Origin of the sequence: Rhizobium sp. LjRoot30, assembly GCF_964253915.1 — a bacterium.
Lineage (GTDB): Bacteria > Pseudomonadota > Alphaproteobacteria > Rhizobiales > Rhizobiaceae > Metarhizobium.
On sequence record NZ_CAXUSG020000007.1, the window covers coordinates 240378 to 256079 of the forward strand.

A 15702-nucleotide genomic window follows, 5' to 3' on the forward strand; every position below is an offset into this window, starting at 1 on the left:
CGCGAAAATCTTCGACGTACCCATGGTTCGAAGCGGCTCCACCCATGTCTGCCGCGCCATCATGTGCATCAAGGCTGTCAACGGAGTGGTAATCGGCGGCGTGTCGGCGGACAAGATTACCGCCCAATACAATTCGATGCTTATCGACTACAGGACAGACGATAGGAAAAAGAACACATACAGGCTCGAGCTGACGAGCATGATCGCCGCCTTGGGAACCGCCCGAGGGTCGGAACCGACGATGTCGTCTGAACCGCTGCGCCCGCAAGACACCGCGAGCCACCCCGACGCCATTGCGCCAGTCTTCCTTCCGACAGAGCTGGAAAAGAGGATGAAAGCCAACTTCCTCGCGTCGATCAGTTCCGCCGGAGCGTCCGGCGGCCGAAGCAACCTCGCTTATCGCCTGACCAACGAAATCTCCAGCAGCCGCACCGGGCCGTTCATCCCGGTCGACCAACGGGTCCTCGCCCCGGACACGCTCACCGCAAAGGTTACGAGCGACAGGGAAAGCGCCATTCTCGACGTGAAGACGAAATTCCTCAGCCTGGCGAACCAGAACCTGGTGCATCTGACCAAGATGGGCGAGCAGGTGGACAGCGCATACGACAACTTCAGTGCCGTCTACCGCGATGCCGGCGAAGCGGGTAACGCCCGCCTGAAACTCATCTCGATGATCGCGACCAAAACCCTCTCGGCCATTCCGGTCGTCGGTTCCGTGGTGGGCGCCGTGGCCGGTGCATGCATCGATTCGCTCAAGTACAATACCAAGATCGCCCAGACGGACTACGAACGCGCACCCCCGATCATCGACCAGAGCAGCGCCATCTCCCGCATGGTCGGCGCGGTGACCGAGAAGGTCGACAAGCATACGACGCTCGGCGTTCGCGCCGATACCATCCCCACCGTGCGCTCCATCCGCCAACTTCTCAGGGATAGCTGGGCGGTAGCCCAGGAGGGTGCGGAAACGGCGCTGAAAGAAACGCTGCAGACCACATTCGAAATGGAAGGCGACGCCCGCCAGCAAGCGAGGTCCGCGCAGCAGCGCATCGCCCTCCACGGCAACAAATTCGGCTCCTACCTTCACGGCGACGTCATCAACAGCATCAAGAAGGACAAGGAAGACATCAAGCGGGCCCTCGAAAACTATTTCATGCGGCGGGTGATGATCCCCGACGACAAGATGAGCAAGTATGTCGAACTCAGCCTTTTTGCCACCTACATGGAGCAACTGGTGAAAACGGAAAAGTTCCACGCCCGTTTCGCCGACATCAAGGGCATCAGCTTCTCGCTTCCGGCGCCTGTCGCAACGCGGCTGATACAGCTTGAAATCATCCAGCCGAAAGGCAGCAGCCACTATATCGACGTGGTGAACGGCGGCCGGCTGCCCTACGACGGGCACCAGGTGCACGATCTCGGCCTGCTGCTCTTCTTCCGCTGGTATGCGGACGTAAACCCCTTCGAGATGATCGGCAGTTCGACCTTCACGCCGGCAAAACTCGACGCCAAGATCAAGCAATACATCACCAGCATCGGTGCCGCGATCAACAGCAGCAAGTCGAAGGGCTTCTTCCGCTCCGGCGTCAAGGACATGACGCAGATCGCAAGCGTGCACGAAAATCAGGTTAAGGCCATTCGCGCCTGAGCCCACGGCCAGGAAGGCGCCTCACACCGCAATCGGCGCCCTGATCGTCGCATCCGCCTCATAACCTTCGAGGGTAAAATCCTCGAAGGTGAAGGCGAAGATGTCTTTCACATCGGGATTGATGCGCATCGTCGGCAGCGCCTTCGGCGTCCGCGAAAGCTGCAGCTTCGCCTGCTCGAAATGGTTGGCGTAGATATGCGCATCCCCGAAGGAATGGACGAAGTCGCCCGCCTTCAGCCCCGTCACCTGCGCCACCATCATCGTCAGCAGCGCATAGGAGGCGATGTTGAAGGGCACGCCCAGGAAGATATCGGCCGACCGCTGGTAAAGCTGGCAGGACAGCCGCCCGTCGGACACGTAGAACTGGAACAGGCAGTGGCAGGGCGGCAGCGCCATCTCGTCCACTTCGGCCGGGTTCCAGGCAGAAACGATGTGGCGGCGGGAGTTCGGGTTGGTCTTGATACCCTCGATCAGCCCGGCGATCTGATCGATATGCCGGCCGTCCGGTGCCGGCCAGGAACGCCATTGCGAGCCGTAGACCGGGCCGAGGTCGCCGTTCTCGTCGGCCCACTCATCCCAAATCGAAACGCCGTTCGCCTTGAGATAGGCGATGTTGGTCTCGCCCTTCAGGAACCACAGGAGTTCGTGGACGATCGATTTCAGGTGCAGCTTCTTGGTCGTCAGGACCGGAAAGCCCTCGGCGAGATCAAAACGCATCTGGTAACCGAAGACCGAGCGCGTGCCCGTACCGGTGCGGTCGCCGCGGTCGCTGCCGGTGTCCATCACATGGCGCAAAAAGTCGAGATATTGTTTCATGAGCGTGCCGCCGTCGATTCCCTTGAGCATCCCAGTTTAGCCGCCAAAGGCGGCCAAACCAAGCGGCCATGCGGGGTATCCCCATCTTCGCCGGCGGCAGCGGCAGCCGTTACAGCGAACCGAGCTTGCCGAGTTCCTTGGCAACCAGGTAATAGAAGGTCACGCGCGATTTCGAGCGGTCGGCCGCCATCGCCTTGCAGGTGGTATCGATCGCCTTGTCGGCTTCATCGCCACCGATGCCGAGCTTCTTTTCGCACCATTTTTCCTTGACTCGGGCGAGTTCGGTCGGGTCGGAGGCCGATACCAGCGAGGAATCGCGGTTGCGCAGCGCAATCCCCAGGTGGCGCACGATCTTCTGCACGATGGCCTCGTCTGCATTGCCATCGTACTTCTTCACGTCTGCGAGATAGTCGGTCGTCATGTGCTCTCCTTCCTCCGGGGTGCATCGTTGGCGGCACCCGCGCCGCGAGAATGGTGGAAGCATTTCCCGGCGTCAAGCGGCGGCGAATTCCTGTTCGGATGCCCGGGAACCGGATCGGCGGGAGGTCTCGCAGCTGTGGTTGCGGGGGACACCACTGTTGTTGGTGAATTCCCCTCCGTGCTAGAGGAGTAAAGGCTGCCACGCCAAAATAGCCTTGCCTCCTGCATTCCTGATCTCAACAATCAAACCGGAACACACGTGGCGGACAACGGGAATAAACTGCACGCCGGGTTCCGGCCGATAGAAATCTGCAGCACGATTGCGCCAACCTCGATAATTCGATCAACAATTATATTCGCTTATGGCACCTTCACGCTGCGGTACGATTCCAGTCTTCGTGAATTTCGATAAAATTTTCTGTGTCGTTTCACCTTTGGAGGTTTAAATGATGGCGTCTGTCGAGCAGAGCCTTACGCACCACCGAACGGGCTATTTTCCGCGCCTGCGGCAACACTATATCCTTGTTTCGACAATACTGACGCTGCTTGGACCAACGATTGCGGTCGCTCAAGAACAATCCCTCCCTCTCGTGACCGTGGCCAAGCCCATCGTTCGCGATGTTGTCGATAACGACGAATTCATCGGCCGCTTCGAAGCCGTTGATCAGGTCGAGGTCCGCGCCAGGGTGGGCGGCTACCTCGAGGAAATCCGGTTTAAGGACGGAACCATCGTCCAGAAGGGCGATATCCTGTTCGTCATCGACCAGCGCCCCTATGTCACCGCCCGCAATCAGGCCAACGCTGCGCTGGAGGTTGCCAAGTCGACGCTGACCTTCGCCGAAGCCCAGTTCAAGCGGGCCGAATCCCTGGCGCAAAGCGGCAGCCAGTCGATATCGACGCTCGATGACCGCCGCCGCGAATGGATTTCTGCCCAGGCAAGCGTGCAGGGTGCCCAGGCCGCGGCCGACCGGGCCGCACTCGATATGGAATACACGGAGATCAAGGCGCCGATCACCGGCCGCATCGACCGCCGTCTCATCTCCGCCGGCAACCTGATCCAGGCGGATCAGTCCATCCTGACGACGATCGTTTCGATGGACCCGATCGACTTCTATTTCGACGTCGATGAGCGCCGCCTCTTGAACTTCGCCGACACCGCCCGCTCCCGCGGTTCGGACCTGCAACAGGGCGGCGGCGGCCTCGACGTGAAAGTGGAGATCACCGACAGAAACCAGGAGGCCTTCGTCGGTAAGCTCGATTTTGCCGAAAACCGCGTCGACCATGAAACCGGCACCATGCGTATCCGGGCACGGTTCTCGAACCCGGATCTCATCCTGCAGCCGGGCCTGTTCGGGCGTGCGCATATCGAGGCCTCGAACACCTACAAGGCGGTGCTCATACCGGATGAAGCGATCGGATCGGATCAGGATCAGCGCATCGTCTATGTCGTGGGCGATGACGGAACGGTATCGTCGAAGCCTGTCAGGCTCGGGCCGCGCATTTACGGATACCGCGCCATCCGCGAAGGACTGTCAGGCGACGAGCAGATCATCGTCAACGGGCTGATGCGTGCCCGTCCGGGCGTCAAGGTCAAGCCGGAAGTCACGACCCTGCCCGAGACGAGAACCGAAGGTGCGCCCGACTCCGCGACGCTGGAGGCGCTGCAATGAGGTTCGCGCACTTCTTCATCGACCGGCCGATCTTCGCGACGGTCATCTCGATCCTGCTGCTGATCGTCGGCGGCATCGCCTATTTTCAGCTGCCCGTATCGCAATATCCGGAAATCGCTCCCCCGACCATCGTGATCCGGACGGCCTATCCGGGAGCGGATTCCGAAACGATCGCCAACGTGGTCGCAACGCCGCTGGAGCAGGAAATCAACGGCGTCGAGAACATGCTCTACATGTCGTCCTATTCCAGCGCCGACGGCCAGATGCAGCTAACCGTGACATTCAAGCTGGGCACGGATCTCGATCAGGCACAGGTTCTCGTCCAGAACCGCGTCGCCATCGCCGAACCCCGGCTTCCCGAAGAGGTCCGGCGGCTCGGCATCACCACGGCAAAAAGTTCGCCCGACATCATGATGGTCGTGCATCTCCTGTCGCCGAACGATCGCTACGACCAGCTTTACGTCTCGAACTATGCGCGTAACCGCATCCGCGACAGCCTTGTCCGGCTCGACGGCGTTGGCGACGTGCTGCTGTTCGGAGAACGGGAATACTCCCTGCGCATCTGGCTCGACCCCGACAAGCTCTCTGGCTTCGGCATGACCGCGGCCGACGTGGTGCAGGCGCTTCGCGAGCAGAACGTGCAGGTGTCCGGCGGCTCCATTGGCGCACCGCCGACAAGCGACGCCAATGCGTTTCAATATACCGTGACGACCCAAGGCCGGTTTTCCGACCCGCGGCAATTTCGCTACGTGATCGTCAAGTCCTCCGAGGCCGGCCGCCTTGTCCATTTGCAGGATGTCGCTCGCATTGAACTGGGCGCTCGCGACTATGTCACCAACAGCTATCTCGACGGCAAACCCGCCGTCGCCATCGCCGCCTTTTCCCGTCCGGGAACGAATGCGCTGGAGGCGGCCGAGCAGATCCGTGCGACGATGGAGGCCGCGGCCCGCGATTTCCCTCCGGGGCTCGAATACAGGATCGTCTACAATCCGACAGAATTCATCTCCGCATCGATCGAGGAGGTCTACAAAACGATCATCGAGGCGGCGATTCTCGTCGCCATCGTCGTGCTTGTCTTCCTGCAATCCTGGCGGACGGCGCTTATCCCGATCATAGCCATTCCCGTGTCGCTGGTGGGCACCTTCGCGTTCCTGCTGGCGTTCGACTTTTCGCTGAACATGCTGACGCTGTTCGGGCTGGTCCTGGCGATCGGCATCGTGGTCGACGACGCCATCGTCGTGGTGGAAAACGTCGAGCGCAATCTCGCGGCGGGGATGTCGCCGCTGGAGGCGTCGCATGTGACGATGGACGAGGTCGGGACTGCGGTTCTGGCAATTTCGCTGGTGCTCATCGCCGTGTTCGTGCCGACCGCCTTCATCCCGGGGATCTCCGGACAGTTCTATCGGCAGTTTGCGGTGACCATTTCGGTCGCTACGGCCATCTCCGCCCTCAACTCGCTGACCCTGTCGCCCGCCCTCGCCGCCTTGCTGCTGAAACCGCACGCGCATGCCCACACACGGCGAAATCCGGTCAGCGCACTGTTCGGGGCTATCGCCGACGGCTTCAACAACGGCTTCGATAAATTGAGTCACGGCTATTCCTGGGTCGTGCGCCATCTGGTGCAGACACGGACTGCCCTTGCAGCCGTCATGCTGGCTTTTGCCGGATTGCTCGTTGCCACCTATCTGATGGGGACCACGGTGCCGCGCGGCTTCATACCGTCCGGCGATCAGGGTTATGCGATCGTCGTTGTCCAACTGCCGGACGGGGCGTCGCTGAACCGCACGGACAAGGCGATGCTCGAAGCCGACGAGATCATCAAGGGCGTACCGGGCATCGCCAACACGGTATCGTTCTCCGGTTTCAGCGGCGCGACCTTCACCAATGCCTCCAATGCCGGCGTCATCTTCGCCACCTTCGAATCTTTCGAGGCCCGGCACGAAAGCCATAGGACGGCCACCGCCATCATCGGGGAAATGTACGGCAAGCTTCAATCGATAAAAGAGGCTTTCATCATCGCCATCCCGCCGCCCTCCGTTCGCGGTATCGGCAACGGCGGCGGCTTCAAGATGCAATTGGTCGACCGGGGCACGTCGGACATGCGGCGGGCGCTGGGGATCGCCTACCAGATGATGGGAACCGCCAATCAGACCGAGGGGCTGACGGGCGTCTTCACCACCTTCTCGGCCAACAGCCCGCAATACTTCCTGGAGATCGACCGGGACAAGGCGAGAATGCTGAACGTCCCCATTCCCAACATCTTCGATACGCTGTCGATCAACCTCGGCACTGCTTATGTGAACGACTTCAACGCTTTCGGACGCGTCTATCAAGTGCGTGCGCAGGCTGACCAGCAGTTCCGCGTCAATCGCGAGGACATTCTGGGGCTCAAGGTCCGATCGGCCACCGGAGCCCTGGTTCCGCTGGGAACGCTGGTCGACATCAAGGATACCAGCGGCCCCTCCCTCGTCCAGCACTACAACATGTATGTCTCGGTGCCGCTCCAGGGTACGCCGGGTCCCGGCGTATCGACCGGCGATGCGCTGGAAAAGATGGAAAAGATCGCCAGCGAAATCCTGCCGGCTGGCATGGGTTACGAATGGACGGAGCTTGCCTTCCAGGAGCGCAATACCGGCAACACAGCGATCTACATCTTCGCTCTCTCGGTCGTCTTCGTCTTCCTGGCGTTGGCCGCGCAGTATGAGAGCTGGACGTTGCCGCTGGCGATCATCCTGATCGTGCCGCTGGCGATCCTCGCCGCCCTGCTCGGGGTGCAGTTCCGTGGCATGGACAACAACATCCTCACCCAGATCGGCTTGATCGTGCTGATCGGCCTCGCCGCAAAAAATGCCATCCTCATCGTGGAATTTGCGCGACAGGCGCAGGATGAAGGCATGACGGCGGTGGACGCAGCGGTGGAGGCAACGCGGCTTCGGCTTCGGCCGATCCTGATGACCGCCTTCGCCTTCATCTTCGGGGTGCTGCCGTTGATGATCGCGACAGGCCCCGGTGCGGAAATGCGCCAGTCCCTCGGCACCGCCGTATTTTTCGGCATGCTTGGCGTGACGCTGTTCGGCCTCTTCCTGACCCCGGTCTTCTACGTGATCCTGCGCGGGCGGAGGAAGGCTAGGCCGAAGATCGAGGAGGCGACGGAGACGACATCCGCCACTGTTTCCCCCTGAAACCGAGTGCCGGGGACGCGCCTATAATCCCCGGCATATTCAACGACGCCAGACAGCGGCGGAAATCCAAGGCAGCTTCGTTGAAACGGTTGTCCACATGAGCCGCTGACGATGACGAATGGCCTTGAAAGTGCCGCAACTTTTGCCTATCTGTCAAAGTGCTCCGCTTGCGGAGACTACGGTGCTAAACCTTTTGTGCAATAGGCATACAGGACGGGGCTTCGATGCCCCCGCCTCCACCAGCAACCTCGATGATCGTTTCATCGGCAAATGGGGGCGACATGGGATCGACTGGTGTTGAAAGACAAAAGCTGTGCTCGGCATGATACCGCCGTTATCGGGTCACAAGTGTAGTTGCAAACGACAACAACGCTAAGGGTTATGCTCTCGCTGCCTAATGGCGGTGCGGGAAACCCGACCTAAGTCCTTGCGGTTAGCACCGTAAGGCGGGGTCCGAAGGCACCTGGCAACAGAAGCCTTCACCTTCTCCATTCGCTGCAAATTAGATATGATGAACTGACTCGGCCCTTGAGGGGTTTCCCACGGCGCGGCAACATGGCATATAGCCTTGATTTGCGATGGTAAGTACAGAAAGACAGGACAAGATGGGGCAGGACCACATCCGTTACGACATTCTCGCGCAGGACGCGCTCCGCGGCGTGATTCGCAAGGTTTTGACTGAAGTCGCTGCCACCGGCCGCCTGCCGGGCGACCATCATTTCTTCATCACCTTTCTGACCGGTGCGCCGGGCGTGCGCATCTCGCAGCACCTCAAGTCGAAATATGCCGAGCAGATGACCATCGTCGTCCAGCACCAGTTCTGGGAACTGAAGGTGTCCGACGTCGGTTTCGAGATCGGCCTCTCCTTCTCCGACACGCCGGAAAAGCTGGTGATCCCGTTCAATGCCATCCGCGGCTTCTATGATCCGTCGGTGAATTTCGAGTTGGAATTCGACGTGCCGCTGGCCGAAGAAGAAGATCTCGGCGGTGCCGAAATCACCGCCTATCCCGTCGCCAGCGAAAAGCCGGAAACAGAAGCCAAGCCCACCGGCGGCGACGACAAGAAACCGGCCTCGGTGGTTTCGCTCGATTCCTTCCGCAAGAAGCAATAAACATTCAATTCCGGGCGCCCAAAGCGCCCGGTGCCGTTTTGGAGACGTCTATGAGCGGAGATCTCGTCAATCTGCGCCAGTTCCGCAAGCAGAAGGACCGCCGCGACCGCGAGGCGCAGGCGGAGCAAAACCGCATCTCCTTCGGCCGCACCAAGGCAGAAAAAACGCTGACCCAAGCCTTGAACGACAAGGCGGAAAAGACCCTCGACCAGGGTCGCCTGGAGCACAAGCCGGACACGGAATAGAGCAATTCCAGTGGTTCTTCCCGGATACCCGGGTTCGGATCAGCACACGATTTCAATGCCTTGAACATCGAACCGGAATCAGGTTCGCAACGGCTTGAATCAGTTTGTCAGGCCAGCGCATTTCCGCTTTTCTGCGAATCGCGAAAATGCTCTTCCTTTTGTTTTTGCGCAATTCCGGACGCAAAACCGCTACGCACTTTTGCTGGAATTGCTCTAGGATGATCAGAAAACACTCCGCCACGCTGCACGGCCACCGCACCAGCTTCTCGCTCGAGGACGCATTCTGGGATGAGTTGAACGCCATCGCCGCTCAGAAAAACATGCCGCTGGCAGCCCTGCTCCGCGAAATCGACGACAGCCGCAGCCCGGACAGCAACCTCTCCTCCGCCCTGCGCGTCTTCGTTCTCGACTGGGTCAGGCAGGCGGCGCGATAGCGCGGTCTCGTTGCCTGCTGTTGCAGGGCTTTCGCCTATGGCGCGGCCTGTTACTGTTGCACGCCCGGCAAAATCTCGAAATTCAGCCCCTCCGGCGCAACGAGCTCGCCGCCGCGCGTAACCTTCTCTTCCGGGTTGACGGGCATGGACCGGCGCTGGACTTCCCGTTCTGCCTCTTCCCTGGCGGCTTTTTCCGCCGCCGCACGCGCCTCGGCAGCCGCTTTTTCCTGCGCGACCTTCTCCGCCGCTGCACGAACTTCGGCCTCGGCCCGTTCGCGCTCAGCCCTTTCGGCCGCCGCCTTGGCCTCGGCTTCAGCCTTGCGCTGCGTTTCTCTTTCGATTGCCAGCTTTCTCAGGCGAAGTTCCTCGCCGCTGCGAACGCGCTCCTCTTCGGCCGCCCGCTCGCGGGCTGCCTGCCGCTCGTCGGCGCGGAACTTGTAGAGCGCCACCTCGCGCCGCAGCCGCTGTTTTTCCAGGACATTGGATTGTAGCCGCTCGACCCGCCGCCGCTCGCGCTCGAAGGCCCGCATCGACAGGAAGTTGGTAACGTCGGTCACGTCCATGGCCTGTTCAGGAGCCGCCAGCGGCCCGGAAAACTGCAGTTGGACGCCAGGCTCGGTTCCGGTCGGCGCATCGACGGGCGGCGAGAAGGCGATGTTCAGCGCCGCATCCAGCGTGTGCGCGGCGACATCGATCGTCGCATCGGCCGTCAGCCGGGCGAATTCGTTGGCGGCGGTGATGTTTTGCGCCCGCAACATCCCGGATGCCAGGTTGAACGGTACGCTGACGGCGCCCAGCGATGCCGTTTCTCCCGATATTAGATTCTTGACCACCGGCAGGATGCGGGCGGCACCAAGCTCACCCTGCATGTCGTCGGCAGCCGTCATCAATGGCCGCAGCAGTCCGAGGTTGAGACCTTGCACCGCCGCATCGGCAAGATTGAGTTCGCCCGATCCGCTGGCGCCATCGACGATCTGCGCCACGGACTGGCCGGTCGACTCGGCCGTCATCGTCAGGCCGAAACGGCCGGTCACGACGGGCGCTCCACCACGCATCCAGGCGATGGCGGCAGTATCTCCATCCTCGACGTCGAAACGGGTCTGCAGGAAACCGGCGCCTTCGGAATTGCCCAGCAAGACGCGGCCCGACAGCTTGCCGCCGCTCCAGGTTCCGTCGATGTCGTCCAGCACCAGCTGGTCGCCCTTGAAATTCAGGTTGCTGGTAAAATCGCGAACCGGCCCGAAGACCCCCGGCCAGAAATTGGTGGCCCGCAGTTTCAGATTGGCGTTGAGGCCGCCAACAAGTTTCGGCAGCGGCGCCGAGGAAAAATTGCCGGTCAGCGGATCGAACAACGGTCCATAGATCGCCTCCGCCATCCAGCCGAGATCGGCCGTCGTCACCTTGACATCGCCAGACGCCGTCAGCACGGCCTGCTGGCGGTCGAAGGTGATGCCGCCGGCAAGCACGTTTCCGCCGCCTTCGATCCTGGCGTTGGAGAAGGTCATCTGCGCCGGGTCGACCGCCAGGTCCGACGTCGCCTTGATCGGCAGGCCGGCGCCGAGCTGCGGCAGGCTGATGCCGTTCATGATGAGGTATGGCTCGATGTCGCCGCTCTCCAGCGTCATCTTCATCTGGCCGGACAGGAATCGCTCCGAGGCGAGGTCAATGTTGCCGGAGGCGTTGAACGACGTCTGTTTCGTCGTATAGGCAACCGTCGCATCCGCCGTCGTGCCGCCGGAGCTGGCAATCTTCAGCGCCACCACGCCGTTGCTGTCGGCTTCCAGCGGTAGCGGGTCGAAGCCGGCCTGGCCGAAGAGGATCGACGTCACCGGGTTCTCGAGCGTCGCCTCCAGGCTGACGCCATCGGAAATGCTGAGCAGGTCCTGCAACTTGAAATCGAGGTTGACGCGGCTGCCGTTGGTGGTCCCCGCCAGCTTGACGGACAGCCCCTGCCCCTGCTCGCCGCCGATCGAAAGCGTCAGCTTCAGATCGGCATTGGCAAACCACGCGGCATTGCGCACCAGCCGGTCGATAACGGGATGATGCGGCAGGTGTGCCTGCAGCATCGCCAGGAACGGGCCGGGATCGAAGGCCTGAAACGTCATGCGGCCTGTGCCGGAATAATCCGTCAGCGCTCCTTCGGCGCGCCCGATCGCGGTCAGCGCCGCACCCGAGAGGTTGCCGATCGTCAGCCGCTCCAGCGAAAGCGCGCCATCGTCGACGGTGAACACCGTATCGACATTTTCGGCCTCGACGCCGAAGGCAATGAATTTCGACGCCTTCATCTGCGCGGCGATGCGATGCTCCAGGAAACCGCTATCGGCATCCTTGCCGGCGAAGATGCCGGCCAGCGCCCGCAACACGTCGAGATCGATGGCATTGCCGTTGAGATCCATCGACAGGCTCGGCCGTTCGCCTTCCACCGCCTGCCGCTCGATACGGCCGCGCATCACCTCCTGGCCGACGACGAATTCCAGCCGCTCGAAGCGCTGCAACTCGGGCGTCAGGCTGACGGAAGCGGAAAAACCAGCCGTCTTCAACTGCCGGATGACCGGATCGACGTTGCCGGACAGCCAGCTCGACAGGCCGGAGGGCTGGGTCGAGGCGACCAGCATGTCGCCGGTGAAGGACGGTTCGCCGCGCAGCACGAGATTGCCCTTAGCTTCCACCTGGGTACGCCCCGGGAAGATCGCCACGGCGTTGTCGATCGCCCAGCCGTCGCCGTCCGGTCGGACATCGAGGCGCACGTCGCGGATCGTGGTATCGCCGACGACGATGGCCGGCAGTTTCAGGTTGGCCCGGCCGGGCACCTGCGGCACGGGGATATCCGCCAGGATGCCGATCAGCGTATTCAGCCGCTCGTGCGCTGAAATGGCGGCATCCCGCCCAGTCTTGCCTTCGGTGCCGCGATTGCCGATCCGGTTGACGTCGATCTGCTGGCCGTCCGCCGTCAGCAGGAATTCCGGCTGCTTGCCGGTATCGAGCGTCGCTTCGCCGGTAACGACATAGGGATCCTGCGTGTCGCCGATCTCCAGGCGGTACTCCGGAATCCGCATGCGTTCGTTGGTCAGCTCGAACTGTCCGGAAAGGCGGGGCGCCGGTGCGGCCTGCTTGTTGTCGGTCTTTTCCAGCGAAGCCGCGGTAAAGCTGCCCTGGTAGCTCGGCTTGCTATCGACGATCTTCAGTTCACCGTCGAGATCGACGCTGAGCGCACGGCCGTTCGGCACGATGCGGGTCTTCAGCCGCATGGCATTCTTGTCTTCGTCGGGCTGCGTGCTCGTCAGCGAAAACGCGCCTTTTTCGCCGTCCAGTGCCGCACTGCCCTCCACGCGCCACGGCCCCGCCAGCGATTTCGCCGACATTTCAGCGTTCAGATCGGAAATGCGCCTGGTGCGGCCGGACTGCTCGTCGATGAAATCGATCTGCCCGCCGGTGATGTGGACGTTTTCCAAGACGACGGAGCGCGCCGGAATATCGGCCTTGCTGCCGCGCATCCAGTCGAGCGTGCCGTCTTCCAGAAGGCGGATACGGGCAACCGGTTCTTCGATGCGCATGTCGAAAATCAACGCCTCGCCGCTCAGGAAGGGCGCAAGCTCCGCGTCCATGGAAAAACGCTCGACCTTGACCAGTGGCGTGCCGTCCTCTTCCTGCCCGACACGCACGTCGTGCAGAGTCACGGAGGGAAACGGCAGGATGCGGGCATCGACGGCGCCGTGAACGACCACCTTCTTGCCGATGATACGGCTGGCCTGCTGCTCAAAATCCTTGCGGAAGTCGGTCCAGTCGACAAAGAGCGGTGCGAGAAGCGCTGCAAACAGCAGCACCACCAGCACGCCGCCGAGGAACACCAGAATCCGTCCTAGCACCGCATCGTCTCTCCGTTGCGCATGAAGGCCCCACTTCCGACGGAGGAGGCTCTGACAAGTTCATGCGCATATTCAAAATGTTAGGGCATCCTGCCAGATCTCTCTTACAGCCCTCGGCAGGAACACTAACCGCATTCCCGGCAGGAGCAAGCCGCCAACGCGAAAAATGCAGCTTTTCAGCCGAGATAGAAGATCTTTCCGGGGTTGAAGATGTTGTCCGGATCGAGCGAGCGCTTGATCTGGCGCATCAGGTCAACCGTGCCGCCAAGCTCCTGTTCCAGATAGGGTATCTTGCCCTGGCCGATGCCGTGTTCGCCGGTGCAGGTGCCATCCATGGCCAACGCGCGCGCATTGAGCCGCGCCACGAATTCCTCGGCCTTCCGGACGTCGGCGGGATCCTTGTCGTCGAGCACCAGGCTGACGTGGAAATTGCCGTCGCCGGCATGGCCGACGATCGGCGCGATCAGCCCGTGGGCGTCGATATCCTCTTCCGTCTCGGCGACACAATCGGCCAGCCGCGAGATCGGCACGCAGACGTCCGTCGCAATCACCGCCGCACCCGGCTTCAGGTTCTTGGCGGCGAAATACACGTCGTGGCGGGCCTTCCAGAGCTTGGCACGAACCTGCGGATCGGCGGTCCACTGGAACTCGCCGCCGCCGCATTCGGCAACGATTTCACCGAACTGCTGCGATTGCAGTGCCACGCTTTCCTCGTTGCCGTGGAACTCGACGAACAGCGTCGGCTGTTCGGCCAATGTCAAACCGGAATAGGCGTTGCAGGCCTTGATCTGCAGGGTATTGACGAGTTCGATGCGAGCAACGGGAATGCCGAGCTGGATCGTCATGATGACAGCGTTGGAGGCATCGCGAAGCGATGGAAAGCCGCAGACGCCGCCGGCGATGACCGCCGGAATGCCCTGCAGCCGGAGCGTCACGGAGGTCAGCACGCCAAGCGTGCCCTCAGCGCCGACGAAGAGCCGCGTCATGTCGTAACCGGCCGACGATTTGCGGGCGCGCCGGGCGGTGCGAACCTCCTCGCCATTGGCGACGACGGCGGTCACGGACAGCACGTTGTCCTTCATCGTGCCATAGCGCACCGCATTGGTGCCGGAGGCGCGCGTCGATGTCATACCGCCGATCGAGGCATTGGCGCCGGGATCGATGGGGAAGAACAAGCCGGTGTCGCGCAGGTAGACGTTCAGCTGCTCGCGGGTCACACCCGGCTCGACCGTGCAGTCCAGATCTTCCGGATTGACTTCGAGAATGCGGTTCATCCGGCTGAAATCGATCGATATTCCGCCTGAGGGCGCATTCACCTGGCCTTCGAGGGAAGAGCCGGTGCCGAAGGGAATGACCGGCACGCGGTGGTCGGCGCAGGCGCGCACCACCGTCTTCACGTCATCGGCGTTTTCGGCAAAGACGACGCCATCCGGCAGCTGCGCCGGAATATAGGTCGTCGTATGCGCATGCTGGTATCGCAGCGTCTCGCCCGTCTGAAAACGCTCGCCGAACGCCTGCTTCAGAATGCCCAGAACACTGGCGATACCGGCTTCGTTCCGCTCGCCCGCGCGGAGATCCGACAATGCCATGACTACTCTTCCCCACTCATCATCATGTTACGTCACTGCCGTTTCGATCAGCCCGCCTTGATCGGCGCGATCATGATCTCTACGCGACGGTTCTGCGCCCTGCCCGCTTCGCTGCCGTTCGAGGCGACGGGCTGGCTCGGGCCGAAACCCATGGCCGACATGCGGCGCTGGTCGATGCCCTGGCTTCCGAGATAGCTGGCGACGGAGATGGCGCGGCGCTGCGACAGATCCTCGTTATGCGCTAGGCTGCCGGTCGAATCCGTGTGACCGTTGACGTCAACGAGGGTCTGGTTGAACTTGCGCAGGACGATGGCAACGGAATTCAGCGTCTGGAAGAAGGCCGGGCTGATCGAATCCTGATCGGTCGCGAAAGTGATGTTCGACGGCATGTTGAGGATGATCCGGTCGCCGGCGCGGGTCACGGAAATGCCGGTGCCCTGCAGCTGCGCACGCAGCTCGGCTTCCTGATTGTCCATGTAATTGCCGATGGCGCCACCAGCCAGCGCGCCTATGCCGGCACCGAGCAGAGCCGCATTGCGACGCGAAACCGCCGAGTGACCGACAGCCAAACCGCCAAGCGCACCCAGGCCGGCGCCGATCATCGCACCGCCCGCGGTGTTCGAAACCTTCTGCTCGCCGGTATAGGGATCGGTGGTCGTGCAGCCGGAAAGATAGACGGCGGCAAGGCCGGCGATGGCAATTTTCTTCATCATGGAATCAGGCTCC

General features: G+C 61.8%; 11 protein-coding genes and 1 other RNA gene. 7 read left to right on the plus strand and 5 right to left on the minus strand.

The genetic code is table 11. The annotated features are described in order from the left end of the window. Positions 1 to 331 precede the first annotated feature (331 nt). Positions 332 to 1642: a hypothetical protein gene (locus tag ACSQ3I_RS16295; protein WP_436000588.1), complete on the plus strand. Its 1311-nt coding sequence runs from the start codon at positions 332 to 334 to the stop codon at positions 1640 to 1642. 21 nt (positions 1643 to 1663) lie between these two features. On the opposite strand, the gene ACSQ3I_RS16300 is transcribed toward ACSQ3I_RS16295, so the two are convergent. Both ACSQ3I_RS16300 and ACSQ3I_RS16305 read right to left on the minus strand, forming a co-directional pair. After that, entirely contained in the window at positions 1664 to 2458 is a 795-nt protein-coding gene (locus ACSQ3I_RS16300; RefSeq protein WP_436000722.1) for a thymidylate synthase, read from the minus strand. A 109-nt stretch (positions 2459 to 2567) separates the two neighbouring features. Further along, positions 2568 to 2879 (minus strand): DUF2853 family protein, encoded by a 312-nt coding sequence (locus ACSQ3I_RS16305; protein ID WP_436000590.1) that lies wholly within the window; start codon positions 2877 to 2879, stop codon positions 2568 to 2570. Between the two features lie 445 nt (positions 2880 to 3324). Between ACSQ3I_RS16305 and ACSQ3I_RS16310 the strand changes: the two genes are divergently transcribed. From ACSQ3I_RS16310 to ACSQ3I_RS16335, 6 genes are all read left to right on the plus strand, one after another. Next, complete coding sequence (locus ACSQ3I_RS16310) at positions 3325 to 4548, plus strand: efflux RND transporter periplasmic adaptor subunit (protein ID WP_436000592.1); 1224 nt, start codon at positions 3325 to 3327, stop codon at positions 4546 to 4548. After that, complete coding sequence (locus tag ACSQ3I_RS16315; protein WP_436000594.1) at positions 4545 to 7730, plus strand: efflux RND transporter permease subunit; 3186 nt, start codon at positions 4545 to 4547, stop codon at positions 7728 to 7730. Before ACSQ3I_RS16310 ends, ACSQ3I_RS16315 begins: the two co-directional genes overlap by 4 nt. A 120-nt stretch (positions 7731 to 7850) precedes the next feature. Beyond that, positions 7851 to 8214: a transfer-messenger RNA gene (gene ssrA, locus ACSQ3I_RS16320) on the plus strand. Positions 8215 to 8335: 121 nt separating this feature from the next. Beyond that, positions 8336 to 8842 (plus strand): SspB family protein, encoded by a 507-nt coding sequence (locus tag ACSQ3I_RS16325; protein WP_436000724.1) that lies wholly within the window; start codon positions 8336 to 8338, stop codon positions 8840 to 8842. A gap of 50 nt (positions 8843 to 8892) precedes the next feature. After that, a complete protein-coding gene (locus ACSQ3I_RS16330) occupies positions 8893 to 9087 on the plus strand; it encodes a DUF4169 family protein (protein WP_436000596.1) in 195 nt (64 codons plus the stop codon). A 218-nt stretch (positions 9088 to 9305) separates the two neighbouring features. Then, positions 9306 to 9521, plus strand: coding sequence for a ribbon-helix-helix domain-containing protein (locus ACSQ3I_RS16335; protein WP_436000597.1), 216 nt, complete (start codon positions 9306 to 9308; stop codon positions 9519 to 9521). A 50-nt stretch (positions 9522 to 9571) separates the two neighbouring features. Here ACSQ3I_RS16335 and ACSQ3I_RS16340 read toward each other — a convergent pair whose 3' ends face one another. The 3 genes from ACSQ3I_RS16340 to ACSQ3I_RS16350 all read right to left on the minus strand — a co-directional run bounded on the left by ACSQ3I_RS16340 (position 9572) and on the right by ACSQ3I_RS16350 (position 15689). Beyond that, positions 9572 to 13387 carry an AsmA family protein gene (locus ACSQ3I_RS16340; RefSeq protein WP_436000599.1) on the minus strand — a complete coding sequence of 1272 codons (3816 nt, stop codon included), beginning with the start codon at positions 13385 to 13387 and terminating at the stop codon, positions 9572 to 9574. A 176-nt stretch (positions 13388 to 13563) separates the two neighbouring features. After that, positions 13564 to 14976, minus strand: a complete 1413-nt coding sequence (locus ACSQ3I_RS16345; RefSeq protein ID WP_436000601.1) for an FAD-binding oxidoreductase — start codon at positions 14974 to 14976, stop codon at positions 13564 to 13566. 47 nt (positions 14977 to 15023) lie between these two features. Next, the gene (locus tag ACSQ3I_RS16350; RefSeq protein WP_436000602.1) at positions 15024 to 15689 is read right to left on the minus strand and encodes an OmpA family protein; all 666 of its coding nucleotides are present in this window, start codon (positions 15687 to 15689) and stop codon (positions 15024 to 15026) included. Positions 15690 to 15702: the final 13 nt, after the last annotated feature.